The 25,773-nt window shown below is 62.9% G+C and carries 27 protein-coding genes; 16 read left to right on the forward strand and 11 right to left on the reverse strand.

Features of this window, described 5'->3' with window-relative positions; genetic code table 11:
- The first annotated feature begins 65 nt into the window (after positions 1-65).
- The 6 genes from cysT to V1278_RS06815 all read left to right on the forward strand — a co-directional run bounded on the left by cysT (position 66) and on the right by V1278_RS06815 (position 5,596).
- Positions 66-872: a sulfate ABC transporter permease subunit CysT gene (gene cysT, locus V1278_RS06790; protein ID WP_334369038.1), complete on the forward strand. Its 807-nt coding sequence runs from the start codon at positions 66-68 to the stop codon at positions 870-872.
- Between the two features lie 10 nt (positions 873-882).
- Positions 883-1,860 carry a sulfate ABC transporter permease subunit CysW gene (gene cysW / locus V1278_RS06795; protein ID WP_334380096.1) on the forward strand — a complete coding sequence of 326 codons (978 nt, stop codon included), beginning with the start codon at positions 883-885 and terminating at the stop codon, positions 1,858-1,860.
- Positions 1,850-2,899 carry a sulfate/molybdate ABC transporter ATP-binding protein gene (locus V1278_RS06800; protein WP_213248446.1) on the forward strand — a complete coding sequence of 350 codons (1,050 nt, stop codon included), beginning with the start codon at positions 1,850-1,852 and terminating at the stop codon, positions 2,897-2,899. Before cysW ends, V1278_RS06800 begins: the two co-directional genes overlap by 11 nt.
- A gap of 92 nt (positions 2,900-2,991) precedes the next feature.
- Entirely contained in the window at positions 2,992-3,489 is a 498-nt protein-coding gene (locus V1278_RS06805) for a CAP domain-containing protein (protein WP_334380097.1), read from the forward strand.
- A gap of 137 nt (positions 3,490-3,626) precedes the next feature.
- Complete coding sequence (locus V1278_RS06810; RefSeq protein ID WP_334380098.1) at positions 3,627-4,802, forward strand: patatin-like phospholipase family protein; 1,176 nt, start codon at positions 3,627-3,629, stop codon at positions 4,800-4,802.
- 5 nt (positions 4,803-4,807) lie between these two features.
- The gene (locus V1278_RS06815; RefSeq protein ID WP_028349284.1) at positions 4,808-5,596 is read left to right on the forward strand and encodes a 3-hydroxybutyrate dehydrogenase; all 789 of its coding nucleotides are present in this window, start codon (positions 4,808-4,810) and stop codon (positions 5,594-5,596) included.
- Positions 5,597-5,733: 137 nt separating this feature from the next.
- On the opposite strand, the gene V1278_RS06820 is transcribed toward V1278_RS06815, so the two are convergent.
- From V1278_RS06820 to V1278_RS06830, 3 genes are all read right to left on the reverse strand, one after another.
- Entirely contained in the window at positions 5,734-6,561 is an 828-nt protein-coding gene (locus V1278_RS06820) for a sulfite exporter TauE/SafE family protein (RefSeq protein ID WP_334380099.1), read from the reverse strand.
- A gap of 215 nt (positions 6,562-6,776) precedes the next feature.
- On the reverse strand, positions 6,777-7,052 hold the full coding sequence (locus tag V1278_RS06825) for a type II toxin-antitoxin system RelE/ParE family toxin (protein WP_334380100.1): 276 nt from the start codon (positions 7,050-7,052) through the stop codon (positions 6,777-6,779).
- A 54-nt stretch (positions 7,053-7,106) separates the two neighbouring features.
- Positions 7,107-8,465: an oligosaccharide flippase family protein gene (locus V1278_RS06830; RefSeq protein WP_334380101.1), complete on the reverse strand. Its 1,359-nt coding sequence runs from the start codon at positions 8,463-8,465 to the stop codon at positions 7,107-7,109.
- 256 nt (positions 8,466-8,721) lie between these two features.
- Here V1278_RS06830 and V1278_RS06835 point away from each other — a divergent pair, with 256 nt between their 5' ends.
- Both V1278_RS06835 and V1278_RS06840 read left to right on the forward strand, forming a co-directional pair.
- On the forward strand, positions 8,722-8,874 hold the full coding sequence (locus V1278_RS06835) for a hypothetical protein (protein ID WP_334380102.1): 153 nt from the start codon (positions 8,722-8,724) through the stop codon (positions 8,872-8,874).
- A gap of 93 nt (positions 8,875-8,967) precedes the next feature.
- Positions 8,968-9,240 carry a hypothetical protein gene (locus tag V1278_RS06840; protein WP_334380103.1) on the forward strand — a complete coding sequence of 91 codons (273 nt, stop codon included), beginning with the start codon at positions 8,968-8,970 and terminating at the stop codon, positions 9,238-9,240.
- A 133-nt stretch (positions 9,241-9,373) separates the two neighbouring features.
- On the opposite strand, the gene V1278_RS06845 is transcribed toward V1278_RS06840, so the two are convergent.
- Entirely contained in the window at positions 9,374-10,207 is an 834-nt protein-coding gene (locus V1278_RS06845) for a protein-disulfide reductase DsbD domain-containing protein (RefSeq protein ID WP_334380104.1), read from the reverse strand.
- Between the two features lie 137 nt (positions 10,208-10,344).
- Between V1278_RS06845 and V1278_RS06850 the strand changes: the two genes are divergently transcribed.
- Positions 10,345-10,995: a YqgE/AlgH family protein gene (locus V1278_RS06850; protein ID WP_334380105.1), complete on the forward strand. Its 651-nt coding sequence runs from the start codon at positions 10,345-10,347 to the stop codon at positions 10,993-10,995.
- A gap of 138 nt (positions 10,996-11,133) precedes the next feature.
- On the opposite strand, the gene V1278_RS06855 is transcribed toward V1278_RS06850, so the two are convergent.
- Together V1278_RS06855 and V1278_RS06860 are read right to left on the reverse strand one after the other, a co-directional pair.
- On the reverse strand, positions 11,134-12,021 hold the full coding sequence (locus V1278_RS06855; RefSeq protein ID WP_334365154.1) for a TauD/TfdA dioxygenase family protein: 888 nt from the start codon (positions 12,019-12,021) through the stop codon (positions 11,134-11,136).
- Positions 12,022-12,121: 100 nt separating this feature from the next.
- Positions 12,122-12,901, reverse strand: coding sequence for an SDR family NAD(P)-dependent oxidoreductase (locus V1278_RS06860; RefSeq protein ID WP_334365153.1), 780 nt, complete (start codon positions 12,899-12,901; stop codon positions 12,122-12,124).
- A gap of 96 nt (positions 12,902-12,997) precedes the next feature.
- Between V1278_RS06860 and V1278_RS06865 the strand changes: the two genes are divergently transcribed.
- The 4 genes from V1278_RS06865 (at position 12,998) to V1278_RS06880 (ending at position 14,740) form a co-directional block, all read left to right on the forward strand.
- Positions 12,998-13,279: a hypothetical protein gene (locus V1278_RS06865; RefSeq protein WP_334380106.1), complete on the forward strand. Its 282-nt coding sequence runs from the start codon at positions 12,998-13,000 to the stop codon at positions 13,277-13,279.
- Positions 13,280-13,294: 15 nt separating this feature from the next.
- Complete coding sequence (locus tag V1278_RS06870; protein ID WP_334380107.1) at positions 13,295-13,510, forward strand: GNAT family N-acetyltransferase; 216 nt, start codon at positions 13,295-13,297, stop codon at positions 13,508-13,510.
- Positions 13,511-13,537: 27 nt separating this feature from the next.
- Entirely contained in the window at positions 13,538-14,272 is a 735-nt protein-coding gene (locus tag V1278_RS06875; protein WP_334380108.1) for an SDR family NAD(P)-dependent oxidoreductase, read from the forward strand.
- Between the two features lie 93 nt (positions 14,273-14,365).
- On the forward strand, positions 14,366-14,740 hold the full coding sequence (locus V1278_RS06880) for a CsbD family protein (RefSeq protein WP_334365150.1): 375 nt from the start codon (positions 14,366-14,368) through the stop codon (positions 14,738-14,740).
- 137 nt (positions 14,741-14,877) lie between these two features.
- Here V1278_RS06880 and V1278_RS06885 read toward each other — a convergent pair whose 3' ends face one another.
- Both V1278_RS06885 and V1278_RS06890 read right to left on the reverse strand, forming a co-directional pair.
- Positions 14,878-16,593, reverse strand: a complete 1,716-nt coding sequence (locus tag V1278_RS06885) for an SGNH/GDSL hydrolase family protein (RefSeq protein ID WP_334380109.1) — start codon at positions 16,591-16,593, stop codon at positions 14,878-14,880.
- A gap of 171 nt (positions 16,594-16,764) precedes the next feature.
- Positions 16,765-18,141 (reverse strand): lytic murein transglycosylase, encoded by a 1,377-nt coding sequence (locus tag V1278_RS06890; protein ID WP_442893679.1) that lies wholly within the window; start codon positions 18,139-18,141, stop codon positions 16,765-16,767.
- Between the two features lie 249 nt (positions 18,142-18,390).
- Between V1278_RS06890 and galU the strand changes: the two genes are divergently transcribed.
- Entirely contained in the window at positions 18,391-19,269 is an 879-nt protein-coding gene (gene galU, locus V1278_RS06895; protein ID WP_334365146.1) for a UTP--glucose-1-phosphate uridylyltransferase GalU, read from the forward strand.
- 84 nt (positions 19,270-19,353) lie between these two features.
- On the opposite strand, the gene V1278_RS06900 is transcribed toward galU, so the two are convergent.
- Positions 19,354-20,880, reverse strand: coding sequence for a GGDEF domain-containing protein (locus V1278_RS06900; RefSeq protein WP_334380110.1), 1,527 nt, complete (start codon positions 20,878-20,880; stop codon positions 19,354-19,356).
- A 133-nt stretch (positions 20,881-21,013) separates the two neighbouring features.
- On the opposite strand from V1278_RS06900, the gene V1278_RS06905 reads away from it, so the two are divergent.
- Positions 21,014-21,298: a DUF7662 domain-containing protein gene (locus V1278_RS06905; RefSeq protein WP_334365144.1), complete on the forward strand. Its 285-nt coding sequence runs from the start codon at positions 21,014-21,016 to the stop codon at positions 21,296-21,298.
- 95 nt (positions 21,299-21,393) lie between these two features.
- Here V1278_RS06905 and V1278_RS06910 read toward each other — a convergent pair whose 3' ends face one another.
- Together V1278_RS06910 and V1278_RS06915 are read right to left on the reverse strand one after the other, a co-directional pair.
- Positions 21,394-24,270, reverse strand: a complete 2,877-nt coding sequence (locus tag V1278_RS06910) for an EAL domain-containing protein (protein WP_334365143.1) — start codon at positions 24,268-24,270, stop codon at positions 21,394-21,396.
- A gap of 121 nt (positions 24,271-24,391) precedes the next feature.
- On the reverse strand, positions 24,392-25,390 hold the full coding sequence (locus tag V1278_RS06915) for an NAD(P)H-quinone oxidoreductase (protein ID WP_334380111.1): 999 nt from the start codon (positions 25,388-25,390) through the stop codon (positions 24,392-24,394).
- 121 nt (positions 25,391-25,511) lie between these two features.
- Here V1278_RS06915 and V1278_RS06920 point away from each other — a divergent pair, with 121 nt between their 5' ends.
- Positions 25,512-25,703, forward strand: coding sequence for a DUF1192 domain-containing protein (locus V1278_RS06920; protein ID WP_334380112.1), 192 nt, complete (start codon positions 25,512-25,514; stop codon positions 25,701-25,703).
- The last annotated feature ends 70 nt before the right edge of the window (positions 25,704-25,773 follow it).

Here is a 25,773-nt window from a genome sequence, read left to right on the forward strand (position 1 = left end):
GCCAACGGGCGGCCGTAGCGGAAGCAGGGGGATTTGTGAGCACAGCGGTCGCGCGGCAAAGCAGCCTGCCAGGGTTTGGTCTCACCATGGGCCTGACGCTGACGTGGCTCTCCGTTATCATCCTCATTCCCCTCGCCGGCCTGTTCCTCAAGACGCTCGAGCTTTCGCCGGCGCAGTTCTGGGAAATTCTCACCAGTCGCCGCACGCTGAATGCGCTGAAGATTTCGTTCGGTCTCTCCTTTGCCGCAGCCTGCGTCAACCTGGTGATGGGCACCATCATCGTGTGGGCGCTGGTGCGCTACCGCTTTCCGGGCCGGCGAATTTTCGATGCTATCGTCGATATTCCCTTTGCGCTGCCGACCGCGGTTGCGGGTGTGGCGCTGACGCAATTGTTCGCACAGAAGGGATGGCTCGGCGCGCCGCTGGCTGAACTCGGCATCAAGGTGGCGTTCACGCCGATCGGGATCTTTATCGCGATGGTCTTTATCGGCATCCCCTTCGTGGTGCGGACGGTTCAGCCCGTCCTGATCGATCTCGATCCGGAAATCGAGGAAGCGGCCGCAAGCCTCGGCGCCAACCGCTGGCACACCGTGTTCCGGGTGATTTTGCCGAGCCTGATTCCGGCGCTGCTGACCGGCTTTGCGCTGGCATTCGCGCGCGCGGTCGGCGAATACGGGTCGGTGATCTTCATCGCCGGCAATCTGCCCAATGTATCGGAGATCGCGCCACTGCTGATCGTGATCCGGTTATCCGAATTTCGCTACGCCGATGCGACGGCGATTGCCGTCGTCATGCTGCTGGCTTCGTTCGTGATCATCTTTGCCGTCAATCGCCTGCAACGCTGGGCGCAAATCCGCATTCCCGCGCATTGAGGGCCGATCGATGTCGACGCAAACGAGCTTTGTGACTCCGGAGGCGCCGCTAAAGGCCTACGCGTCAACGGCGGGCGCGGCCATTTCCTCGCTGTCGCGCCGCGAAGCGCGCGAGCGTCCGCGGGCGATTGCTTCACCCAATGATTTTCGGACAGAGCCGGGGCCGGTCCGCTTCGTCATCATCGCGCTTGCCGTCAGCTTCCTCACCATCTTTGTCGTGCTGCCGCTGGTTGTGGTTTTCGCATCGGCCTTGTCGAAAGGCTTCGGTGCCTATTTCGCCGCGCTGGCCGAGCCGGAGGCGCTGTCGGCAATCCGGCTGACCCTGCTGGTGGCGGCGATTTCGGTCGGTCTCAATCTGCTGTTCGGGGTGATCGCGGCCTGGGCGATCGCAAAGTTCGATTTCCCCGGCAAGACCTTCCTGGTCACGCTGATCGACCTGCCGTTCTCGGTCAGTCCGGTCATTTCGGGCCTCGTCTTCGTGCTGCTGTTCGGCGCGCAGGGCTATTGGGGCACCTGGCTGCAGGCCCACAACGTCCATATTCTGTTCGCTGTGCCCGGCATTGCGCTCGCGACCATCTTCGTGACGTTTCCGTTTGTGGCCCGCTCGCTGATCCCGCTGATGCAGGAGCAGGGCACGCAGGAGGAGGAAGCTGCGATCTCGCTGGGAGCGTCAGGCCTGCAGACCTTCTTCCGCGTCACTCTGCCCAATATCAAATGGGGCCTGTTGTATGGCGTACTGCTGTGCAATGCGCGCGCCATGGGCGAGTTCGGCGCGGTGTCGGTGGTGTCGGGCCATATCCGCGGCGAGACCAACACCATGCCGCTACTGGTCGAGATCCTTTATAATGAATATCAATTCGTAGCCTCGTTTGCGATTGCCTCGCTCCTGGCGATGCTGGCCCTGATCACGCTGGTCGTGAAGACCGTTCTCGAGCAGCGTCTGGACGACGAAGGACAGATTCCAAGGGACAATCCAAGTGACCATTGAAGTCAAAAACATCGTCAAGAAATTCGGCGCGTTCGCAGCCCTCGACAATGTCGATTTGAAAGTCGGCAAGGGCGAATTGCTGGCGCTGCTTGGGCCATCCGGTTCGGGCAAGACCACGCTGCTGCGGATTATCGCAGGCCTCGACTGGCCCGATGCAGGCGAGGTACGGATCGATGGCGAGGATGCGCTGGGACACGGCGCCAGCGAGCGCCACGTCGGCTTCGTGTTCCAGCACTACGCGCTGTTCCGCCACATGACGGTGTTCGAGAACGTCGCCTTTGGCCTGCGCGTGCAGCCGCGCGCCGTCCGCAAGGACGAGGCCACGATCCGTGCCCGCGTCAAGGAATTGCTCGACCTGGTGCAACTCGACTGGCTGGCAAACCGCTATCCCAGCCAGTTGTCGGGCGGCCAGCGGCAGCGCATTGCGCTCGCCCGCGCGCTTGCGATCGAGCCGCGCATTCTCCTGCTCGACGAGCCCTTCGGCGCGCTCGATGCCAAGGTGCGCAAAGAGCTGCGGCAATGGCTGCGTTCGTTGCATTCCGAAATCCATGTCACCTCGATCTTCGTCACCCACGACCAGGAAGAGGCGCTGGAAGTCGCCAACCGCGTGGTGGTGATGGACAAGGGGCGCATCGAGCAGATCGGCACGCCCGGCGATGTCTATGACAATCCGGCGACCGCCTTTGTCCACGGCTTCATCGGCGAATCCATCGTGCTGCCGGTCGAGGTCTCAGGCGGCTCGGTGCGGCTCGGCGGCCGGCCGCTTAATATCGCCGCCGATGGTGCAGCCTCCGGCGCCTCAAAGCTGTTCGTCCGTCGCCACGACATGCAGATCGGGCCCGCCGGAACCGGCTCGCTGGAGGGCGCGGTGCGCCATGTCCGCTCGTTCGGCCCGATCCAGCGGGCGGAAATCGCCTTGACGGGCGGGGAGGGCAAGACCGTGATCGAGATCGACGCCCCCCGGGACCGGGAACTCCAGGCCGGCGAAATCATCAGCCTGCAACCCCGCCGCTACCGGATCTTTGCCGCGCAGGAATGACGTCGAAACGACGGCCCGTTCACCATTCAGCCACGGTTGGTATGCAACAAGCGTCCGTCCAGGCTTAGGGGCTTCTTCGGGGGATTCTTTCAGTGAAACGGGCGACCACCGCCATTATCGGCCTATTGCTGCTTGCCGGGTGCTCGGCAGACGTCAAAATTCCGGAACAACCGGCCATGTATCTCGACATGGCCCAACCCGGCGCCACGCTCGACCCTGTGGCGGCAGCGATCCTGATCTCGCAATATCGCCAGAACAACGGCCTCGGCGCCGTCGTGGTCGATCCCGATCTGATCAAGCTGGCGGAGCAGCAGTCCCAGGCGATGGCGGCCCGCAACAAGATGGACCACAATGTGAAGGGCCCGCTGGAGAGGCGGCTGGGGGCCTCAGGCTATCCGGCGAAGCTTGCCGTCGAGAATATCTCGGCCGGCTATCACACGATGGCGGAAGCCTTTTCCGGCTGGCGCGACTCGCCGCCGCACAAGGCCAATATGCTCAAGAACGGTGTCACAAAATTGGGCATCGCGGCAGTTTACTCTCCAAATACCAAATACAAAGTGTTCTGGACGCTGATCCTTGCATCAACCTGAGGCAACGCCGGATTCGGGCTTCGACGTCTCACAAGACGATAAACTCGGCGTGATCCCGGCTTCGATCTTGCCTGATTGACGCCGTCGCGAACTGCCGCCACGGTGCCCCGGTCATTGTCCACTAGCCGACGGTCACGATGGATTATTCCGATACTGCGCCGGCAACCACGCCCGCCAAAGCGCAGCGTGTGTTGGTCCTGCAAGGCGGCGGCGCGCTCGGCTCCTATCAGGCAGGTGCCTTTCAGGCGCTGTGTCGCTCGGGGTTTGAACCTGAATGGATCGCGGGCATTTCGATCGGTTCCGTCAATGCCGCGATCATTGCCGGCAACGAAGGCGAAAAACGCGTCGATCGGCTGAAAGAATTTTGGGAGCTGGTGTCATCTCCGGTGCCATGGAAGCCTGTCGCATCAGGTGACCGCGCGCGCTCGCTGTTCAACGAAACCAGCGCCGCGCTGATTGCGACCTTCGGCGTACCGGGCTTCTTCACGCCGCGCATTCCGCCTGCCCCTTTGTGGCCGCCGGGCAGCCGGCAATCGCAAAGCTATTATGACACTGCGCCGCTGAAGAAAACGCTGGAGCGGCTGGTCGACTTCGACCGCATCAACGATCTGAAGACGCGGCTCAGCGTCGGTGCGGTCGGGGTAACCTCGGGCAACCTGAAATATTTCGACAATTTCGATTTCAGGAAGCGCGGCAAGAAGATCGGCCCGGAGCACATCATGGCCTCCGGCGCGCTGCCGCCCGGCTTTCCTTCCATCGAGATCGAAGGCGAGCACTACTGGGACGGCGGCATCGCCTCCAACACGCCGCTTGATTACGTGCTGGGCGAGGAGACCAATCGCGATCTCCTGATCTTTCAGGTCGATTTGTTCAGCGCGCGCGGCGAATTGCCGACGTCGCTGCTGGAGGCCGCGGAGCGGGAAAAGGACATCCGCTATTCCAGCCGCACCCGGATGGCTACCGACAAGAACAAGCAGGTGCACAACGCGCGGAAGGCGCTGCGCGAGCTGCTCGAAAAGCTGCCCGATGATCTCAAGAACGATCCGTCGGTGGCAGTTCTCTGCAACGCGGCCAAGGAAAACACCGTCACCGTCGTGCATCTGATTTACAAGAGCAAGAACTACGAAACGTCATCCAAGGATTACGACTTTTCGCATGTCGCCATGGTCGAACACTGGAACGCAGGCGTCCGCGACGTTCATCTGTCGATGCGTCACAAGGATGTGTTGGAGCGTCCGCAATCCGGCCAGACCATGATGGCCTACGATATGACGGGGGATGTTTCGAAGACCGCCGCAGGCAAGCAGGAGTGAATGGAATGGGTACGTTAAAAGGCAAGACCGCTGTCGTGACCGGCTCGACAAGCGGCATCGGATTGGCTTACGCGCGCGCTTTTGCCGCCGCCGGCGCCAATGTCGTCCTCAACGGCATGGGCGTGCCGGCCGATATCGAGCGCGAGCGTTCCGGCATCGAGACCGACTTCAAGGTCCGCGCCGTGCACTCGCCCGCCGACATGACCAAGCCCGCCGAGATTGCCGAAATGGTCGCGCTTGGCGAGAAGACGTTTGGTTCGGTCGATATCCTCGTCAACAATGCCGGCATCCAGTTCGTGTCGCCGATCGAGGAGTTTCCGCCCGAGAAGTGGGAAGCCATTATCGCCATCAACCTGTCGTCGGCGTTCTATGGCATCCGTGCCGCAGTCCCCGGCATGAAGAAGCGCGGCTGGGGCCGTATCATCAACACGGCTTCCGCGCATTCGCTGGTGGCGTCGCCGTTCAAGGCGGCCTACGTTTCGGCCAAGCACGGCATTGCCGGCCTCACCAAGACGGTGGCGCTGGAGCTTGCGACGTTCAAGATCACCTGCAACTGCATCAGCCCCGGTTACGTCTGGACGCCACTGGTGGAGAAGCAGATTCCCGACACCATGAAAGCGCGCAACCTGACCAAGGAGCAGGTCATCAACGACGTGTTGCTGGAGGCGCAGCCGACCAAGGAGTTCGTGACCTCCGAACAGGTCGCCGCACTGGCGCTATTCCTGTGCAGCGACGATGCCGCCCAGATCACCGGCGCCAATCTGTCGATCGACGGCGGATGGACCGCTGCATAGCAATTGCGAACGAGGAATTTCGAACGGCCCGGGAAGCGCGCCCAGAGCCGGTTCTGATTCAATCAGAACCGGCTCTGGGTTTTTGTTTTGACGCGTTTTCTTGACGCGAACCGGTGTACACTTCGCTGGAAAACGCGCTAATGGGCGACGCTCCCGGTCACGGCTGCGATGCTCTGTGAAAAATGCAGCTCGTTGAAGCCGAGCTTGCTGGCCACCAGAATCAGGACTGAGGCCAGCACCACCCTGAGCACCGTCTCCGGCACGCGAACCGCGCAGTAGCTGCCGATCACGATGCCGGGCAGCGATCCGATCAACAGCACACTCATCAGCGCCCAATCGACCGAACCCAGCGCCCAGTGTCCGATGCCGGCTACCAATGTCAGCGGCACCGCATGCGCGATGTCGGAGCCGACAATGCTCGCCATCGGCAGGCGCGGATAGAGCAGCAAGAGCGCGGTGACGCCGACTGCGCCGGCACCTACGGATGAAATCGAGACCAGCACACCAAGCGCCACGCCGACCATCACGGTGGCGCGGCCGGTCGCCGCGGCATCGAACCCTTCCATGCGGCGGCGATAGTGATCCATGATCGCCCTGCGGAAGATCAACGATGTCGCCGTGAGGAGGAGCGCGAAGCACAGCACCAGATTGACCAGGCTGCGCGCGGCCTCCCCCTTGAGCTCGAGTTGCCACAGCACGAGCAAGGTAACGACGCTTGCCGGGATGCTGCCGCTGGCAAGGCGCATCACTGCCGGCCAGTGGATACTGCGTGCAAAGCCATGCACCAGGCTGCCGCCCGTTTTGGTGGCCGCGGCATATAGAAGGTCGGTGCCGACAGCGGTCGACGGGTGGATGCCGAATAGCAGAATCAGCAACGGCGTCATCAGCGAGCCGCCGCCGACACCGGTCATTCCGACCAGCAGGCCGACGCCGAACCCCGACGCAACATAAAGTGGATCAATCATTTCCGGGTGCAAGTTCCATTTGGCATGTGCGAGTATATATCAACGCAGGGGATAAACGTCCTATCGATGGCGGCGCATCGGGTGAAATAAGAATATTTCATGCGCACATCGGAATCCGGTGGTTATTTTCCCCAATTTGGCGGTGCAGAGCGAAACCGGTGTCCTGCCTCGCCGATGCTGTCGGCCGCCTGGCGGTGCCCTACTGGTCAACCTCGTTAACGGGCCGTCGCGACGTATGTCGGATGTGCAGGATATCGATCGGGTCCTTGCGCGCACGATAGAAAATCCGGAACGGATAACGCAGGACGGTTACGACACGGAGATCTCTGCGAGACTCTCGGAGCAGAATCAGGGGCGCGGCAAATGCGGTCGATGACATCTTTCAGCCGTCGTCCGACGGAATCAGCTATCGCGGAGCCTGCGTTGGCCGCGTAATAGGCCGAAATTCCATCGAGATCAGCGAGCGCTCGTCTTGAATAGACGAGCTTCATGCTTTGCGAAATTTTGCAAAGGCCGTCTTCCAACCGCTCCAGTGGCCTCCAGGATCAGCGCTTCCCGAACGCCAGCACGTGTAGTCCGAGCCGCCGGCGCACGATCCAGAACAGCAGCGCCGTCTCGAACGTCAGCGAGATCGAGGTCGCCGCTGCCGCGCCATGGCCGCCGAAGTGGGGCACCAGGACGACGCACAGCACAGCGTTCATGACAAAGGCGAGTGCATAGGCCAGCGCGCAGATGTGCTGATGGCCGAGCATATTCAGGAGCCGCTCGACCGGGCCGATGGCGGAACGCACCACAAGGCCAATCGCTGCAATGTACATGATGTCATAGCCGACGACGAACTGCGGTCCGAACAGCCACAATAGCGGCTTGCCCAGCGCCAGCAGCAGAATGGTCGCGCCGAGCGACGGCCAGAACGTCCACTGGATCGCATGCGCCACATAGGCCGACAGCCGCGGCTTGTCGCCCTGCGCGTGATACTCGGCAAAGCGATGCGCAGTCGAAGCCCCCATCGCGTAGTGAATGAAGGAGACCAGCGCCAGCGTCTTCATCACGGCAAAATAAATGCCGACCTCTTCCGAGGGGCGGAATTGCTGTAGCACCAGTACGTCGGTGTATGACAACAGCAGATAAAAGCTCTCCACCATCAGGATCGGTAGCGAGACCGCGAGCCAGCCGCGGAAGTCGTAGGCCCGGGGGCCGGGTTCGATGTGGCCGCCGAGCTTGCGGTTGAGCACGATCATCTGGCCGATCATCGCGATCCATACCGCCGCGGCGCTGGCCCACATCGCGGCGGTGGCGCCAAGATTGAAGCCGAGCACGAAGGCGCCGGCGGTCAGGCCAATGATCAGCGACTGGCGCGCGATGAACTGCGGCACCAGGCCAAGCCGCATCCAGTCGTGCGAGCGGGCGATACCGTCCTGGGTGTTGGCGACGACGAATGCCGGCAGTGTCAGGCAACCGATGTAGAGGGGAACGATCGCGTTGCCGTCGATCCACGGCGACAATCCCTTCACCGCGCCCGCCAGCAGCAGCGAGACGATGGAGGAGACTGCGAACGTCATCCATCGGCTGCCGGAGAGAAAGCCGCGCAGCAGCGCATGTTCGCCGCGTGTACGATATTCCGGAATGAGCTTCTGCGCGGATGCCGAGATGCCGAAATCCATCATGCTGCCGAGCAGCAGCACCCAGGTCCAGACATAGACGTAGACGCCGTAGTCCGAGCCACCCATCCAGCGCGCCAGCAGGATCTGCGAGAAATAGGCAAGCGCTGCGCTGAAGACGCGGATCACGAAGATCGTGCCGGCCAGCCGCCTTGTAACGGAGGCTTCACTGGAGCCGCCAAGCAGCGCGCGCAGGCGCGCGATCACGCCACTAGGCGGAGCGGTTGCGGATTGCGAATCCATTACGGCCACAACAGTACATCCCCGAAACGTGCCGCGAGGCGGCGGCGACGATCGGATGTATCAACCATTCGTTAAGATTCGGTTGGGTGTGCTGCCGCCTGAAGCTGCGAAACGACGAAGTCAGGAACAAAACAGCTGAGCCGTCGTTTGAAGCCGCGGAGCCATCGCCCGCCGTTATTCATTACAGGCGCTCGCGCGGATAGCCAAAGGCGATGGCTGCCATCGCACCCGAACGCCCGCATGTCCGGGCCGCGAGATGGATGACCCGAACGATCTGGTCTTGGCCATGTTGGGATTGGTGATCGCTGCCATCATGCTGGTGGCCGGCGCGCTCTACGTCATCAACGCGCCCGATCCCATACCGACCCACAGGCCCCCGCCAGCCGTGCAGGTATCCCCGGTTTCGTAGCTTCATGCTGGTTGGCCCCGGGGGTTGGCGGAACTTTTCCGGCTTTTTTTGATTTTGAGCTTCGGTCGCATGGTGCGGCCGGGGAGGAAAAATATGAAACTACTGCTTGTCACCGCTGTAACGATCATCACCGCGCTGGCTGTCAGCCCGGCTTCTGCCCAGAAGGCTGCTGCCCAGAAGACGGGTTGCACAAGCGAAAACATGGCCAAGCTCGTCGCGTCCAGTAACGCTATGCCTGATAGCCCCGGCAAATTTGCGATGATGAAAGAGATGGGTGCGGCGAATGCCGCCATGTCAAAGGGCGACATGCGTAGCGCTTGCAAGAGCTATATGCGCGCTCAGCAAATGAGCGGCCAGAAGAGCTAGGAGAACACGTTGCTGAAGAGGAGAGCCGCCAAGCGCCGGCTCTCCTCGGACTGGAAAGCGTCGCTGCACTGGCAGGAAACCACGTCGCGGCATCGTCGCGCGACTGCGTACGCCCGGAGGAAGCCAGGACGCGTCAATTCAAACTGACGTTGAACTCGTAGGCCCGGTCACCGCCGACCAGCGTTAGTTTGAGTGCGGCGCCTTCCGGACTGGCGCCGGGCGGAAGGCCGTCGAGTTCGAAGGCAAAGCGTTTGACGCCGGGCGGTCCTTGCTCCACGAGCTTGGGAACCGGCAACGCCCAGTCGGGCGTCGGCCCCTCGGCGAACAGGTTGACCTCCTTGGCCTCGGGCGCGGTCACGTCGACCAGCACGTTCTTTCCCTCGCGCTTGACGTCGCGGATGGTCAGCGGATTGGGGTCCCCGACATTGGCCGGCTTTGGCACCGCATTGAGCGCATCGGACAGGGTGCCGTCCTCGGTGCTTGCCACGCTGGCAAAAGCGAGTTCGGCATGGGCTTCGACGGGAATGCAGAGCTTTTCGCAAACCGCGTAGCTGATGTGGGTGCGCAGCGTCACCGGCTTGTCGGCATTCTTGGCGACGATCCGCAACGGCAGCACGACCTGTTGCTTGTATCCCAGCGCAGTGCCGCCTGCGCCGTCGTCGAATTTCATCGGTGCCGGCCACAGCACCGTCACAGCTTCGACATTGTCGGATTTGGAGAAGTCGAAGCGGGGTGGCACGCCGGAATCCCCGGGCGTCCGCCAATAGGTCTTCCATCCCGGCTGCAACTGGATGGCTACGCCGCCGAGCAACACCGCGCCGCTGCGTGATCCCGCCAGCAACCGCACCGCGGAATGGGCGTCGTGTTGCCACGGCGAGGCATCCTGGGCGCGAACCTCCGACGCCGCACACGCGACACTCAAGGCGGCGACGCCGAGTGCGGCGCGCAGGGGAACTAGTACGCTCATGGCACGTCTTTACAGGCAAGTTTCGAGGCAAACCATTGAATTGCGTGTGATCGGCAGCCGAATGATGCCGGAAGCTTGATTGACAGAAACCGCACCCGATATCAGGATATGAACCTGCAAGAGAAAGGCCTTTGCGGATGAGCCCTGAAGGCAAGACATCGAAGCCTGTCCGCCGCAAAACCGCTGGCTTTGGCGATAATTCGTCCGGCGAGGGCTATCTGGACGGCCGGCTGCTGATCGCCATGCCGGTCATGGGCGATCCGCGTTTCGAGCGCTCCGTCATCTACATGTGCGCGCACTCGTCGGAAGGGGCGATGGGCATCATCGTCAACCGTCCGGCCGGCAGCATCGATTTTCCAGGGCTGCTGGTGCAGCTCGATATCATCGAGAAGGCCGACCAGATCACACTGCCGGAAAACGCCGAGACCATGCAGGTGCTGAAGGGCGGTCCGGTCGATACCGGCCGCGGTTTTGTCCTGCATTCGAGCGATTTCTTCATCAAGGACGCGACGCTGAACATCGACGAAGGCATCTGCCTGACCGCGACGGTGGACATCCTCAAGGCGATCGCCAAGGGCACCGGGCCGAAGCACGCGATCCTGGCGCTCGGCTACGCCGGCTGGGCGCCCGGGCAGCTCGAGGACGAGATCCAGCACAATGGCTGGCTGCATTGCGACGCCGACCCGGATCTGATCTTCGGCGACGACGTCGACGACAAATATCTACGCGCGTTGCGCAAGATCGGCATCGACCCCGGCATGCTGTCGAACGAGGCCGGGCACGCTTAGTTGTCGTACCTGCGAACGCAGGGACCCATACGCCGCGGCCCATCCGTGAGCCGATGGGGCAGTTGCCGTTCAAAACAACCGAAGCCGGTGATTATGGGTCCCTGCGTTCGCAGGGACGACACCGATTTTTGTGGCTACTTACTCCGCGGCCTGCTGCGTCACCGTCGGCTCGGTACCGGCAACCGTGGCGCGGCGCATGTCGCGGGGCTGCGACTGATCGTAGCGCCGCACCCGGTGCATGGTCTGGCGGTTGTCCCACATCACGAGGTCATGCACGGTCCATTTGTGGACGTAGACGAATTCCTTCTGCGTGGCGTGCTCGGTCAGGTCGCGCAGCAATAACCGCGCCTCGGGCATGCTCATGCCCAGAATCGCGCCCGCGTGCGATGACAGATACAGCGATTTGCGACGATGCACCGGATGCGTCCGCACCAACCGCTGCAGCACCGGCTTGAACATCTCTTTTTCTTCGTCGGTATAATCCAGGAAGCCGAGCGAGCCGCGCGAATACATCAGCGAATGTTCGCAGATCAGGTCCTCGATCCCGGCCTTGGTGTCGTCGTCGAGCGCGTCATAGGCCGCGCGCATGTCGGCGAATTCGGTGTTGCCGCCCTTCGGATTCACCACCCGCGCCGACAAGAGCGAGAACTTCGCCGGGATCGGACGAAACGAGCTGTCGGAATGCCACAGGCAATTGCCGAGGTTGAACAGATGCGCGCGGCTGTCGCGCGGCAACGGCTTGCCGTCCTTGCCGAGATTGGAGACGTCGTTGAGGCCGGTCGAGAGGCGCGAATCCTGAGGCTTGACGATATTGCCGCCGCGAGCGTCTTCGCGCTTGCCGAAATTCAGCGCAAATGCGAGTTGCTGTTCGTCCGTGATGTCCTGGTTGCGGAACAGCAGCACGGCGTACTTGTCCATGCCGGCTTCGACGTCGGCTGCTTCCTGCGGCGTCAGGGGTTGTCGCAGATCAAGCCCGGATACTTCGCCGACAAAATGCGGATGCAATTGCCGGATTGCGATCACCATGGCGTCTCTCCCGAAAGCGCGGCGGGCGGTTTTGCCCGCTCTGTTTGTAAGAAAAATTACTCGCCGAAATGTCCAAGTCAACGCCGCGGACGCATGCCCGCTACGCATTCCGCGCCATCAAGCCACCATCGACCGGGATCACCGCGCCGGTCAGGAACGAAGCCGCCGGCAGGCAGAGGCTCAGCGTCATGTGCGCCACTTCCTCCGGCTCGCCGTAGCGGCCGAGTGCGGTGCGGCGCTTGGCATAGATCGTCTTGTGCTCTTCGGAAATCCGCTCGGTGATCGCGGTGCGGATCGGGCCCGGGCAGATGCAGTTCACGGTGATGCCTTCGCGGCCGAGCTCGACGGCGAGCGAGCGCGTCAAGCCGGTGACGCCGGCTTTCGCTGCCGAGTAGGGGCTGTGTAGCGCGGTCGCGCCGAGCGCCTCGGTGGAGGCGATATTGACGATCCGCGGGCAGTTCGATCGGCGCAAATGCGGCAACGCGGCGCGGATGATACGTGGATGCGCGCTCAGCATCACGGCCAGCGCCTTGTCCCAGGCTGCTTCATAACCTTCCTCGTCGATCGCCACGTGCACGGAGATGCCGGCATTGTTGATGACGATGTCGAGTCCACCGAAATGTGCGGCAACCTCATTGACCACCTTGATGATGTCGTCGGGCTTCGCGACGTCGAGCGTCCACGCTTTCGCCGCGCCGCCATTTGCTGCGATTTCGCTGGCAACCACCTGGGTAAGCTCGGCGTTTAAATCGGTAACCGCGACGTTGGCGCCCTCGGCCGCGAACACGAGCGCGGTCGCGCGGCCCATGCCGCTGGCAGCACCGGTGACGAGAACGGTCAAACCTTTGACCGAACGACTGAGCTCCTTGAAATCTGACATGGCGGATCCGGACAAAGATGCGAGGTGCGCGTTGCAGGATTGACAAGGCTGGCACCGATCCGCAGACAGGTCAAACGAGGCGAGCGAGGTGCAAACGTGACGAATATTCGCGGCCTGCAGATCCGCCGCCTGGAGCCTTCGGACGCTGCGCTATTCAGGGATATCCGGCTGGAAGGCCTGCAGCGAAATCCGGAAGCCTTCGGCAGCACGTTTGAGAAGGAAAGCGCGTTACCGCTGTCGTGGTTCGAAGCCGTCCTTGGCCGTACCGCCATCTTCGGCGCTTTCATTGAGGAGACGCTCGGAGGCGTCGCGGCCTATGCTGCGCAGGAAGGTACGAAGCAAGCGCATCGGGCGACCCTCTGGGGCATGTATGTTTGAGACACTGCAAGAAACTTGGGGCTCGGCAAGAAGCTCGTTGCGGCGGTACTCGACCATGCACGCGGACGCGTGGAGATGGTTCAACTGACTGTGGCGAGTGAGAATGAAGGCGCGCGCCGCCTTTACAGCGCCGCGGGTTTCGTCGAATACGGCTATGAAAAGAGGGGCCTCAAGTATGACGGGCGATATTACGACCAGGTCCTGATGGTCAAATTCCTCGACGAAGGTTGAACTAGAACACAAGGGAGGATCGCAGGGATGAGCGAACTGGATTTCAGCGGCAGGCAGGTGCTGGTGGTCGGCGGCTCCAGCGGGATCGGCAATGGCATCGCGCAGGCGTTTAGTGCCAAGGGCGCGCGTGTCGCCGTTTGCGGTACCCGCGAAAGCGCCGCCGACTATTCGCCCGGCGAAGGCTCGCATCTTGACGGGCTGGAGTATTTTCAGCTCGACGTCAGCAACGCGCAGGCCATTGAATCCTTCCAGCCATCCTTCACGAAACTGGACGTGCTGGTGCTGGCGCAGGGCGCGGTGATCTACCGCCGCGGCGAATTCGAGATGGATGGCTTTCGCAAGGTGGTTGAAGTCAACCTGATGAGCCTGATGGCCTGTGCGACAAGATTCCATGCAATGCTGAGTGCCAGCAAAGGCGCGCTCATCATCGTCAGTTCGACCGCCGCCTATCACTCGACCATGGGCAATCCGGCCTATAACGCCTCGAAGACCGGCGCAGTCGGGTTGACGCGCACGCTCGGCGAGGCGTGGGCCGGGGACGGCATCCGCGTCAACGGCATCGCGCCCGGCCTGGTCGACACCAAGATGACCAAGGCGACCACCGCCAATCCGAAACGCCTCGAAGGCGCGCTCGAGCGGATCCCGTTGAAGCGCCTCGGCACGCCGGCCGACATGGCCGGTGCGGCGCTGTTCCTGGCCTCGCCGCTTGCGTCCTACATCATCGGCCAGACCATCGTGGTCGACGGTGGTCTGATCCTGTAAGCCCGGCATCTTGATTAGAAGTGCGTTTCGATCGCGGTAGGAACCCGAACGGGGTCTCTCCGGTTACGTCCTCGGAAAACAGGAGTGACCGCGATGGACAAGGATCGGATTGCAGGCTCGGCCGAGGATTTTGCGGGTAAGGTCGAAAGCACCGTCGGCGACATGGCTGGCGATGCGAAGACGCAAGCCGAGGGCCGCGTGCGCGAAGCGGCGGGCACCGTGCAAAATCTCTACGGCCAGGCCAAGGACGCCGCTCGCGACGCCACTGACACCGCCGTCAGCTATGCCAAGGACGCCATTGAGCACAGCGGCGAAACCATTCGTAGCGGCCAGCAGACGGTAGCGAAAACCGTGCAGGAAAATCCGCTCGGTGCGCTGTTGGTCGCAGCCGGAATTGGCTTCGCGCTGGCGCTGTTGATGACCCGCCCGCCGCGCCGCCCGCCACCGCGCTGGCGCTATTACGGCTAACTTCATCCTGAGAGGAGCGGCCTCTTGGCCGCGTCTCGAAGGAGGGCGGCATCGCGGCTTCATGGTTCGCGCGGCGATGTGAAGCATCGTCCGCCGACGCGAAGACGCGCTCCTCACCATGGTGAGGACCATCTAAATCATCGCGTGAAATTGCCCGGCGGAACCTCTGCCGAGCGCCCGACATTGCCCGGCGGCCGCGGCGCGCCCGGAAGAGCAGCGGGTCCACGCGGCGGTGCAGCCGCGGGTGGTGCAGGCGGCCGCGGCGCCGCACCGAAGCCGCCGAAGAAGTCACGTAGCGATGGACCGTTGTTTTGCGCCGGGCGTATCTGCATCGGCGGCGGCAGTGGTCTCTTCTGTTGCTGCAGCGTTTGCTGCGGCGGCGGCAGTAAAAGCTGCTTCTGTGGCGGGGCGGCTGCCGCGGTTCCGCTCGGTGAGGTGGCCGCCATCGGCGTATCGCCCTTCGCCGGCTCGCGGCCGATCTCGCGACGAGGCCATATGTAGTCGTCGGCGCGGCCGGCCGGCGCGGCCAACGCTTCACCCTTCACCAGCGTGCGCGCGGCGAGCGCATCGACCGCTGCCGGACGCGAGCCGGGGCCGCCGAGCAATTGATCGGTGCCGACGGAAGAGGCCACCAGCGGCATGACCGGTCCGGCAAGCGGACGCGGCGCCGGCTGGCCGGGCGCGACATTGGCCTCCGGCGTTGCCGGTTCGATCGGCACCGCGATCGGCCCGGAGCGGGCAGCCAGCAGGCGCGTCACCTCGCGCTCGACATAATGCGCGAGCTTGCGGGCGCCGGGCTTGGTGAAGAAGACGCCATCGGCCGTGCGGAGCTGGCGGATCTGGCCTTCGAAGTCGGGACCCTTCTGCAGGAACCGGCCGGCTTCATCGACAAAGCCATCCCAGATATCGACATAGGTGATGCCAGCCTTGCCGGCGCCGTCGCGATACAGCGCATCGAGGAACAGCATGTCGGCCGTTCCCTTTTGCCCGCGGATCGCCGGCAGGCCGACCCACAACACCGGGACGCCCTTGGATTTCAGCACGCCGATCAGCTCTTCGATCTTCTTGGTGTAGAGTTCGACCCAGCGCTCGTCGCGGAATTCGTAAAGTCCGCCGCCAGATCGCGCGGGTGCGGCGTTTTGTGGCGTGTCGTTATCGGCTGCATCGTCAGGCGACAATTCGGCATCGGCCGGCTTATCGTCGCGCTTTGCCGTGTCAGCCGAGCCTTCCGGCTTCTTTGCGTCCGCCGGCTTGGTATCTGTCTTGGTATCTGTCTTGCCGCGCGCGTCCTTCTTGTCTTCCTTCTTGTCGGTCTTCTTCTCGGTGACCGCCTCGCGGATGGCTTGGCGGTCGTGGAGGCCGAGCATGACGACGATGGCATCGGGCTTTTCGGTGGCGAGGATGCCCTTGGCGGCCGCGGTCCAATCGGCGGGCTCGCCGCGCGGCTGATACTTGATCAGGCCGGAGACGGTCTTGTGCTTGCGGATCACGCCCATGTCGGGCTGCTCGGAATAGGCGTCTTCCAGGCCATAGGCGAGCCAGTCGGCCATGGCGTCGCCGAGTACCAGAACGTTACGTTCCGGCACCGTGTCTCGCTTGGCAGGCGCGGGCGCGCGTGAGAAATCCTGGCGCGGCGCCTGCGGGGCCTGCTGCTGGAATGGCGAGAAGATATCGCCGCCGAACCAGCCGCGCTGCGGCGCTTGCCGCTGCGGCGGCCCGCCAAAGCCGCCGAAATTGAAAAACTGCGCCGACGCGGGTCCCACGATTCCGATCAGAAGCGCGATCGCAACCGCCAGCGCCACCAGTGGCCCGGTCTCGGTAAACACGCGCAAGAAGGACGTTGGCTTTCGCATTCGGCTCGGTCGCAAATGGATCGTGAAGCGTCAAATATAGCAGCGGAATCGGGCCGCAAGCGGGCAGATTTCACATCCCATAAACCGAGGTTCCAGGCCCAGCGTCAAGGCTCCTGCCGAATCGTGGTTTCGAATCGCGGTTTTGGGTCATTTAGGCGCTGAAAACAGGTCTTAACGGCCCCGCAGCCGCTCCAGCACGTCGGAAGAGGCAAATCCGTCCGCTGGCGCTCCGATCGAAGCCTGGAAGCTGCGGAGCGCCTCCCGCGTCTGGCCACCGAACTGGCCATCCGGCGTGCCCTTGTAGAAGCCGCGCTGCGCCAGGAGCTGCTGCAGTTCCAGTCGCTCCGCCCGCGACAGCACGCGTTCCTGCCGCGGCCAGGGTTGCACGAACGGCGGCCCGCCGCGCAGGCGGTCGGCAAAATGGCCGATCGCCAGCGCATAGGCCTCGGCCGGGTTATACTTCATGATCACCCGGAAATTCTGCAGCATCAGGAAGCCGGGCCCCTGCATGCCGGCCGGCGCCAGCAGATAGGCCCTCTCGGTTGTGTCGGGAAACGGCTTGCCATCGGCCCGCTTCAGTCCCTGGCTCTGCCACTGCGCAATCGTCATCGCCTTGGACTTGTCCGCCAGCATGAAATTAAAACCCTCCGGCAGCACTACCTCGTAACCCCAGCTCCGGCTGGTCTGCCAGCCGTCTTTCTTGAGGTTGTTGGCGGTGGAGGCGATCAGATCGGCGACGTTGTCGACGACGTCGCGGCGGTCGTCGCCGTCGGCGTCGACGGCATAGCGCTTGAAGGCGGTCGGCATGAACTGCGTCGGCCCGAACGCGCCGGCCCAGGAGCCGCGCATCTGTTCGGGTCTGAGATCGCCGCGGTTGAGGATCTCGATCGCGGTGAGGAATTCATCCTTGAAATAGGCTTGGCGGCGGCCGATGCAGGCCAGTGTCGCGGTCGATCGGACCACGTTGCGGTCGCCCACTTGCGTCGAGTAGTTCGATTCGATGCCCCAGATCGATGCGATGATGTAGCGGTCGACGCCATAGGCTTTCTCCACCGCGTCGAATTGCGGCTTGTATTGGGCGAGGATCTCGCTGCCCTTGGCAAGGCGGTTGTCGTTGACGAGGATGTCGAGATAGTCCCAGATCGCCTTGGTGAATTCGGGCTGCGAGTCCATCAGGTCCATGATACGCAAATCAGGCTCGAGGCCGGCGGTGAAGCGCTCGAAATTTTGCTGGGTGATGTTGCGCCGCGCAGCATCCGGCCACATCGAGGCGATGCAGTTTTGAAAATTCGCCGCCGCCTGCCGGATCGCTGACGCCGTCATCAACGGATGGCCGGAGGCACCGTCTTCGCCGCTCCAGGGCGGCGGACTGCCGTCCGGGCCGGGCGTGGCCTGCTGCGCCGCGGCCTTCTGCCCTGAGAAGATATTGCCGAAAAAGTTCGAAACCCCGTTGCCGGAGGAATGGGCTTGAGATTGGGCCTGGGACTGGCCGCTGGAACACAACAGCGCTGCGGCGATTAAGATCGCGCCGGTTCGATTACTCGTCACTCGTTCCAAGAGACCCATGCCGTACCCGTCCATCGAAACCAACCCCGTGCCAGAAGGCCTTGTCACGGTTTCCAATAGCTTAACAGAGCGGATTTTGTTGTCGCGCCCGGCGCGCGCAAGGGGAGGTGCAAGTCGGGCGGGAACGCCACCATACATCCGCCTTTGTTCAAGGGTGCAAACCGGCTATCAAGGTGCAATCAAAGCACTTTCCTCATTTCCAATTCTCAATATCAAGGCGCCCGACTTCCCATGAAAATCCGTAAAGCCGTCTTCCCGGTCGCCGGCCTCGGCACCCGCGTCCTGCCCGCCACCAAGGCGATGCCGAAGGAAATGCTGACCATCGTCGACAAGCCGCTGATTCAATACGTGGTCGACGAGGCCAGGGAGGCCGGCATCGAGCATTTCGTCTTCGTCACCGGGCGCAACAAGGGGGTGATCGAGGACCATTTCGACCGGATGTTCGAACTCGACACCACGCTGGCTCAGCGCGGCAAGAAGGCCGAGCAGGACATCCTGGCGCGCGACCAGCCCGAAGCCGGCGCCATGAGTTTCACCCGCCAGCAGGCGCCGCTCGGCCTCGGCCACGCGGTCTGGTGCGCACGCGATATTGTTGGCGATGAGCCGTTCGCCGTGGTGCTGCCGGACGAACTGGTGCTCAACAGCCCGGGTTGCCTGAAGCAGATGATCGAGGCCGCAGCGAAACTCGGCGCCAAATCCAATCTGCTCGCGGTGGAGGCGGTGCCCGACGAATTCACCCACCAGTATGGCATTTGCGGCGTCGGCAAGCGCCTGGCCAAAAACATGTTCGAGGTCGACGGCATGGTGGAGAAACCGCCGAAGGGCACCGCGCCGTCAAACCTTTCGATCACCGGGCGTTACATCCTGCAGCCGGAAATCTTCAAGATCCTCGAAACCCAGGAGCGCGGCGCAGGCAACGAGATCCAGCTCACCGATGCGATGAAAACTCTCGCCAAGACGCAAAAGTTCTACGGCGTGGAATTCGAGGGCGAGCGGCACGACTGCGGTTCGAAATCCGGTTTCCTTCGCGCCAACATCGCCTACGGCATGGCCCGCGCCGAGCTGCGCGAAGGCCTGCGCGCGGAGATGAAGAAGTATCTGGTGGAATAGGGGCGAGGACGCATTGCGCATTTCTCCGCTGTCATCCGGTCGGCCAGAGGCCGGACCGGGTGGCGGGCATGACGAGACTGTGCCTTAAGCCACCAGCGCGAGCTGCGGGATGGCGGCGACCACCGACTGGTTGCGGCCGTTGGCCTTGGCCGCGTAGAGGGCCTTGTCGGCCGCTTCGATCAGATAGGACCAATCGTTCGCTGCCGTGGGCGTCATACTCGCCACGCCGATACTCACCGTCGTCACGCTGGGGTCTTCGGCCCATTGTTCGACTTTGAGGCGGATGGTTTCGGCGACAGTGAGCGCTTCCACCGCCGAGAGGCCGGGCAGAAGTACCGCGAATTCCTCGCCGCCGTATCTGGCCGGACAGTCGCCGGCTCGCCCCACCGAATCCGAAATGCAGATCGCAATGCCGACCAGCACCTGGTCGCCGGCCTGATGTCCAAACGTGTCATTGTACGATTTGAAATGATCGGCATCGATCATCAGCACCGCGACGGGGGTCTGGTTGCGCGTCGCCCGCCGCCATTCCAGGTCTATCTCGGAATCGAATTTGCGCCGGTTCTTCAGGCCGGTGAGCGCGTCAGTGGTCGCAAGCTCTTCCAGCTTTTCCTCAGCCTCGGCGCGGCGGCCGATCTCGCGCGCGAGGAACAATGTGGTGCCGAGCATGAACAGGATCAGGGCCACCATGACCGCGCCGATCCGGATCACCTCCCGGTGCCAGAGGCTCAGGATGCTCGCCAGCGGTTTTCCGACTACGACAAAGAACAGGCTCGTATTGGCGCTTCGAACGTAAAGCCGCGGCGTCGGGTCCACCGGTCCGACCCCGGCGTAGGACCCGCCTTGCTTCAGATTTGCCGGATTCCAGTCTTTTCGCTCTGCCAGATTTTTGCCGACGATGTCGAGGTCGAACGGCTTGCGCATGATGATCGTCCGGTCGCGGCGCAATACCGTGATCGTATCGGTGGGATCGAGTGTCAGCCGCCCGAACAAATCGTGGAAATAGCTGAAGCGGATCGAGCCCACGACCACACCGAGAAAACCACCATCGGCGTCGGTGACGCGTCGGCTGAGCACGATCGAATAGGCGCTGCGATGCAGCATCGGACGGCTCATGTACAAGCCCACGTCGGGCTTGTCGCGATGGACGAAGAAGTATTCCTCATCGCTGCGATCCTCCGGCACGGGGTCGAGGCTTGCTGCATCGATGGTCAGCTTGCCCTGCGCGTCGAACACCTGGATCGCGCCGAAATGCCTGGCAGTCGCGGCATGATCGAACAGAATCAGATGGCGAATCTCCTTGCTGACCTTTTCGATCTCCGGCATCACCAGATTGGTGGCGACGTTACGTAGCGACAGATCGTAGAGTTCGATATTCCGGCTGATATCGGCGTCGATGCTCGAGGCCAGATTTTCCAGCGTCTGCCGCGCCAGCTCTTCCTCGCCGCGGCGCATGTCGAACATGACGCTGGTGCAAATCGCGGAGAAGCCGATCACGGCCGCGACCGACGACGCGATCAACAGCTTTACGGACAATCGCCAGGGGCGGCGGCCGGAGTCTTTCCTGAACCAACCCTTTCTGGCTACGTCGCTTTGCCGCTCGAATAGCATTCATCCGCTCCAAGCCTTCCGGTATGCGCCGGATAAATTGTTGCGGTCTTAAGCGGCGACGGCGATATGGTAGACAGTTAACATTCAGTTGCCGGCGCCGACGGTTTTGTGCAATTCGCTTAAGAGGACACGCGTGAACGTTTACGATCCGTTGCGGGACTATCTGAAGGCGCAGACGCGCACCGAATTCGTGTTGAGCTTCGAAGAGATCGAGGAGATCATCGATGCGGCGCTGCCGCGCGCCGCGCACCGTGCGTCATGGTGGGAGACGTTGCGGAGCCCGCAGGAGAAGATGCCGCAGCGCGAGGCCTGCCTCGAAGCCGGCTACATCGCAACGCGGCAGGCGGATGGAACGAGCGTGAAGTTCAAGAGAATGCCTCAAGACCGCCGTCGTCCCCGCGAACGCGGGGACCCATAACCACCGGGCGTTGTTGTAGCGAAGGCAATTGGCCCATCGTTTCACGGAAAAGCCGCGGCGTATGGGCCCCTGCTTTCGCAGGGGCGACGAAGACATCAGCTCGCCGCTTCCAGCCGTTCTTCGGTCAATAGCCGCATCGCTGCGTCGGCGTCCATCGGCTCGCCGAAGGCAAAGCCTTGCGCGTATTCGCAGCCCAACTGATAGAGCTCGACCGCATCCGAATCCGTCTCCGCGCCTTCAGCCACCACGTCCATGCCGAGGTCATGCGCCAGCGCAATGATCGATTTGAGGATCACCGGCCGCGTGCCGCGGCTGGTGGTGCGCACGAAGGACTGGTCGATCTTGATGGTGTCGAAGGGGAAGCGCTGCAGGTACGCCAGCGAGGAATGGCCGGTGCCGAAATCGTCCAGCGATAGTCCGGTGCCGAGTTCGCGAATGCGCGCCAGCATCTGCGCGGCATGCTCCGGATTCTCCATCACAAGCGACTCGGTGAGCTCCAGCTTAAGCGTGCCGCGCGCCACCGACGAACGCGACAGCACGGTGCGGATATCGTGGATCAAGTCATGGCGCAGCAACTGCCGCGAGGAAACGTTGACGGAGGCGAAGATCGGTTCGCGCGAGCGCATCGCGCGCTGCCATACCGAGAGCTGCCGCGCCGTCTGGTCCAGCACGAACATGCCGAGATCGACGATCAGGCCGATCTCCTCGGCAATCGTGATGAATTCTGACGGCGACATCCGGCCGAGCTTGGGATGATCCCAGCGCGCCAGGGCCTCGAAGCCGGCGATCGAGCGATCTTCCAGCCGCACGATCGGCTGGTAGAGAATGGTGATTTCCTGCCGCTCGATGGCCCGGCGCAATTCGCTTTCCAGCGTCAGGCGGTCGGTCTTTCGCGCGCGCATCGCCGGCTTGTAGACGTCGATGCGGTCGCCGCCGATGCGCTTGGAGTGATACATCGCAAGCTCGGCGTCCTTGATGATCTCGTCGGACAATTGCGTCTGCGGATCCGACAGCGCGAGCCCGATGGACGCGGTCAGGAAGATCTCGCGGTCGTTGAAGGCGATCGGCGCGCGGATGGTCTTGCGGATGGTTTCGGCGAAGGCGGTGATACGTGCCGGGTCCTGTTCCGACATCAGGATCAGGCCGAACTGGTCGCCGGCCAGCCGCGCCAGCGTATCCTGCGGTTTCAGGATGCGCGTCAGCCGACGCGCCAGCGTCAGCAGGATGGAGTCACCGACCGCAATGCCGACGGAATCGTTGACCTGCTTGAAGCGATCGAGGTCGATCACCATCAGCGTCGGCCGCAGGTTCGGCATGCTCTTGGCGAAATTCGCCACCGCGCCGAGGCGATCCATGAACAGTTTGCGGTTGGGCAGGCCGGTGAGGTTGTCATGCACGGAGTCGTGCAGCATGCGCTCTTCGGCGTTCTTGATTTCGGTGACGTCGGTCAGCGTTCCAACCACGCGCGAGACTTCACCGTCGGAGCCGACCACCGGGCGCGCCTTCAGCGCGAACCACATGAAGTGGCCGTCAGGCGTGCGCAGGCGGAAATCCTGCACCAGCCGGCCGCGGCGCTGGTCGAGCACGCTGTCCAGCGCGGCACGGAAGCGATCCTGGTCGAGCGGGTGCAGCACCTCCAGCCATTTTGCGGCCGGACCTTCCAGCGTGCCGCGCTTCAGCCCGAGCAGGCTTTCGGTCTCCGGGCTGGTGAACACCTTGTCGGCAGAGACGTCCCAGTCCCAGATCAGGTCGCCGGAGCCGGTCAGCGCCAGCGCGCGGCGCTCGATGTCGGAGACAATGCCGGTTGTCGCGCCGCCACCGGCGAACGCGTGCTGCATCACCGTAAATCCGATCAGCATCACGATCAGCACGAGGCCGCCGAGCAGCGCCGGACCTACGATGTCGTTGGTGACGCTTCCCGCCACCGTCATGCCGGCGGCGATCACCCAGACCACCAGCAGGAACCAGGTCGGGATCAACAACACCGCGCGGTCGAAACCATGCGTCGAGAGATAGACGATCAGCGCAAAGCCGGCGAAGGCGATCAAGACCAGCGAGATGCGGGCAATGCCCGAGGCGACTGCGGGATCGAACAGCGCCAGCGCTACCAGCGATCCCAGGAAGGCCAGCCAGCCGACGGTGATGTGGGAATAGCGCACATGCCAGCGGCTCAAGTTGAGATAGGCGAACAGAAACACCAGCAGCGTCGCTGCGAGGATCGCTTCGCCGGCCGCGCGCCAGACGCGCTCGGCATTGTTCGACATGTCGAGCACCTTGCCCCAGAAGCCGAAATCGACGCCGATATAGACCAGCACTGCCCAGGCCAGCGCGGCTGCGGCGGGGAACATGATGCTGCCCTTGACCACGAACAGGATCGTCAGCACCAGCGCCAGCAGGCCGGAAATGCCGATCACGATGCCCTGGTAGAGCGTGAACGAGTTGACCTTGTCCTTGTAGGCGTCGGGTTCCCAGAGATAGAGCTGCGGCAGCTTGTCGGTGCGCAGCTCCGCCACGAAGGTGATGACGGCGCCGGGGTCGAGCGTGATGCGGAAGATGTCGGCCGTTGCGCTTTCCTGGCGCTCGGGACGATCGCCGGTCGATGGCGTGATGGTTGCGATGCGCGACAGGCCGAGGTCGGGCCACAAGAGGCCGGATGACACGATGCGATAGTGTGGCGCGACGATCAGGCGGTCGAGCTGGTCGTCGGTGTTGTTGGCAAGCGCGAACACGACCCAGTTCTGTCCGCCTTCGCGGGCGCGCACTTCGATACGGCGGACGATGCCATCGGTTCCCGGCGCTGTCGAAACCTGGATACGATCGGTTTCGCTGCGCTGATGGTCGAGCACTGCGGTGAGATCGATGGCAGGCGCGTCGCTGCGGACGCTGACCGCGTCGATGGCATGCGCCGCAGGCGCGGCCATAACAATCATGAGGCCCAGCGCGAATAGCGCAAGGCACCTGATCAGACGCAATGTCAGTACTCCGCGACCAACGATTCTCCCGGCCCAGCGAACGGGGTCGGCGTTGCCGCGATAAATGACATGAAAGCGAAGCAAATCAAAGGGTTTCCACCCGCGCTTCGCTCGCGATCGGCTAGACCGACAACACAATTTTGCCAATATGTGCGGAGGTCTCCATCCGGCGGTGCGCGTCGGCCGCTTTTTCCAGCGGGAATGAGCTGTCCATCAGCGGTTTTACACGTCCCTCGCGCAGTAGCGGCATCACCTTGGCCTCGATTGCGGCGACCATCGCTGCCTTATCCGCATTAGTACGGGGGCGCAGCGTGGAGCCGGTATGGGTCAGCCGCTTCACCATCACCTTGGCAATGTTGACGGTGACCTTGGGGCTATTGAGCGTCGCGATCTGCACGATACGGCCATCGACCGCGGCAGCGTCATAGTTGCGATCGACATAGTCGCCGGCCACCATGTCGAGGATCAGGTTGGCGCCGACATTGTTGGTCTCGGCCTTGACCACGGCGACGAAGTCTTCGGTCTTGTAATTGATCGCGCGGTCGGCGCCGAGCTTGAGGCAGGCGTCGATCTTGTCCTGAGAGCCGACGGTCACGATCACCTTGGAGCCGAACGCTTTCGCAAGCTGGATCGCCATGGTGCCGATGCCGGACGAGCCGCCGTGGATCAGGAGCGTTTCGCCGGGCTTGAGCGCGCCGCGCTCGAACACATTGTGCCAGACGGTCATCAGCGTTTCCGGGATCGCGCCGGCTTCCTGGATCGACAGCGACGGCGGCACCGCCATCGCCTGCGCGTCTTGCGCAATGCAATACTGGGCGTAGCCACCGCCCGCGACCAGCGACATCACCTTGTCGCCGAGCTTGTGCTTTTTGGCGCCTTCGCCAAGCGCCACCACTTCGCCCGCGATTTCAAGGCCGGGCAGGTCGCTGGCGCCGGGCGGCGGCGGGTAAGCGCCGGACCGCTGCGCAACGTCGGGGCGGTTGACACCCGCCGCCATCACCTTGACCAGGATCTCGCCTGGGCCGGGCGCTGGAACGCTGCGGGTTTCGGGCAACAGCACTTCGGGGCCGCCTGGCTTGCTGATGCCGATGACGGTCATTTGCGCGGGCAGCTTTTCCATGATTTGTCCTTGCGAAAGGCTGAGAATTGAAGGCGGCCCCTGATTAGCCAGCCCGGCTGCGGCTGGCAACCGCGAGAAGGGACGGCCAGATCTGCAGGGAAATGCCGAAAGGAGGAAACGCATGGCCATCGAAGACGACGACAAGCCACGGAAGAAAATCAGCCATGAGATCGGCCAGGACCTGTCGCTGCTCTCGGTCGAGGAACTGACGGAGCGCATCGCGCTCTTGAATTCGGAAATCGCGCGGCTGCAAGAGGCCGTCACCAAAAAGCGCGCGTCAAAGGACGCCGCGAACGGTTTCTTCAAATCGTAGGATTTTTAGAACGCGCGCTCATTCCGGGTCGTCCCTGCGAACGCAGGGACCCATACGCAGCGGCCCATCT

This window comes from Bradyrhizobium sp. AZCC 1577, from assembly GCF_036924575.1.
In the GTDB taxonomy this organism is placed as follows: Bacteria; Pseudomonadota; Alphaproteobacteria; order Rhizobiales; family Xanthobacteraceae; genus Bradyrhizobium.

Bases quoted from the DNA above. Each gene is read 5' to 3' on its own strand.
- V1278_RS06900 (WP_334380110.1), bottom strand. From the start codon at position 20,880: ATGCTATTCGAGCGGCAAAGCGACGTAGCCAGAAAGGGTTGGTTCAGG.
- galU (WP_334365146.1), top strand. From the start codon at position 18,391: ATGAAAATCCGTAAAGCCGTCTTCCCGGTCGCCGGCCTCGGCACCCGC.
- V1278_RS06810 (WP_334380098.1), top strand. From the start codon at position 3,627: ATGGATTATTCCGATACTGCGCCGGCAACCACGCCCGCCAAAGCGCAG.
- V1278_RS06920 (WP_334380112.1), top strand. From the start codon at position 25,512: ATGGCCATCGAAGACGACGACAAGCCACGGAAGAAAATCAGCCATGAG.
- V1278_RS06885 (WP_334380109.1), bottom strand. From the start codon at position 16,593: ATGCGAAAGCCAACGTCCTTCTTGCGCGTGTTTACCGAGACCGGGCCA.
- V1278_RS06915 (WP_334380111.1), bottom strand. From the start codon at position 25,390: ATGGAAAAGCTGCCCGCGCAAATGACCGTCATCGGCATCAGCAAGCCA.
- V1278_RS06855 (WP_334365154.1), bottom strand. From the start codon at position 12,021: ATGGTGATCGCAATCCGGCAATTGCATCCGCATTTTGTCGGCGAAGTA.
- V1278_RS06825 (WP_334380100.1), bottom strand. From the start codon at position 7,052: ATGAAGCTCGTCTATTCAAGACGAGCGCTCGCTGATCTCGATGGAATT.
- V1278_RS06880 (WP_334365150.1), top strand. From the start codon at position 14,366: ATGGACAAGGATCGGATTGCAGGCTCGGCCGAGGATTTTGCGGGTAAG.
- V1278_RS06815 (WP_028349284.1), top strand. From the start codon at position 4,808: ATGGGTACGTTAAAAGGCAAGACCGCTGTCGTGACCGGCTCGACAAGC.
- V1278_RS06875 (WP_334380108.1), top strand. From the start codon at position 13,538: ATGAGCGAACTGGATTTCAGCGGCAGGCAGGTGCTGGTGGTCGGCGGC.
- V1278_RS06830 (WP_334380101.1), bottom strand. From the start codon at position 8,465: ATGGATTCGCAATCCGCAACCGCTCCGCCTAGTGGCGTGATCGCGCGC.
- V1278_RS06850 (WP_334380105.1), top strand. From the start codon at position 10,345: ATGAGCCCTGAAGGCAAGACATCGAAGCCTGTCCGCCGCAAAACCGCT.
- V1278_RS06835 (WP_334380102.1), top strand. From the start codon at position 8,722: ATGGATGACCCGAACGATCTGGTCTTGGCCATGTTGGGATTGGTGATC.
- V1278_RS06860 (WP_334365153.1), bottom strand. From the start codon at position 12,901: ATGTCAGATTTCAAGGAGCTCAGTCGTTCGGTCAAAGGTTTGACCGTT.
- V1278_RS06820 (WP_334380099.1), bottom strand. From the start codon at position 6,561: ATGATTGATCCACTTTATGTTGCGTCGGGGTTCGGCGTCGGCCTGCTG.
- cysW (WP_334380096.1), top strand. From the start codon at position 883: ATGTCGACGCAAACGAGCTTTGTGACTCCGGAGGCGCCGCTAAAGGCC.
- V1278_RS06840 (WP_334380103.1), top strand. From the start codon at position 8,968: ATGAAACTACTGCTTGTCACCGCTGTAACGATCATCACCGCGCTGGCT.
- V1278_RS06845 (WP_334380104.1), bottom strand. From the start codon at position 10,207: ATGAGCGTACTAGTTCCCCTGCGCGCCGCACTCGGCGTCGCCGCCTTG.